Source organism: Microseira wollei NIES-4236 (assembly GCF_020521235.1).
Taxonomy (GTDB): Bacteria; Cyanobacteriota; Cyanobacteriia; order Cyanobacteriales; family Aerosakkonemataceae; genus Microseira; species Microseira wollei.
Genome location: NZ_BLAY01000534.1, coordinates 1 through 543, shown reverse-complemented (window position 1 = coordinate 543; position 543 = coordinate 1). Strand labels below are relative to the sequence as shown.

The 543-nt window shown below is 48.8% G+C and carries 1 protein-coding gene; it reads right to left on the bottom strand.

The genetic code is table 11. The features are described 5' to 3' along the window. Nucleotides 1-137 precede the first annotated feature (137 nt). The gene (locus tag MiSe_RS49735) at nucleotides 138-335 is read right to left on the bottom strand and encodes a ribbon-helix-helix domain-containing protein (RefSeq protein WP_226595019.1); all 198 of its coding nucleotides are present in this window, start codon (nucleotides 333-335) and stop codon (nucleotides 138-140) included. Nucleotides 336-543: the final 208 nt, after the last annotated feature.

Genomic DNA, 543 nt, shown 5'->3' with positions numbered 1-543 from the left:
CGTCGGTGCCGTCGATTGGTTCTTGGTCTATCGATGCGATCTTCATAGACTTTTTGATGCTCTACCCTATAAGGGTAAAACTCTGTAGCTGACAACGCAGTAATAATCGCTACTGAGTCGCGATCGCGCGCTTGAATTCAAGGTTCCGCATCCTGCTGGGGTTTTTGTTGTGGTTCCCCAGGGTGTTTACCTGTTCCGGTGTACGCTGCGATCGCCAGTAAAGTCGCCGCCATATTACTAATCGTGCGATTTTCTTCTTGGGCTCGATTGGCAATTAATTCGTAAACTTCCGGGTCTACGTAGGTCGTGATGCGCTTGAGGTGCTTAGCAGGCAAGTTTTTATCTCAATTATTCCACCAAACAGGCAGGCAATTCAGCACGGGTAGCCATTGACTCTCTCCGCTCTAAAGAGACAAAGAAACTTTTGCCAGTTTCTGCCATATCTGGTAGGGTCCTTGGGAACATTACTGCTCCACCCCTCCCATCTTTCACCGTGCTTGCGACTTTCACCGCACACGGCTACTCAACATGTAACCTTTTGTC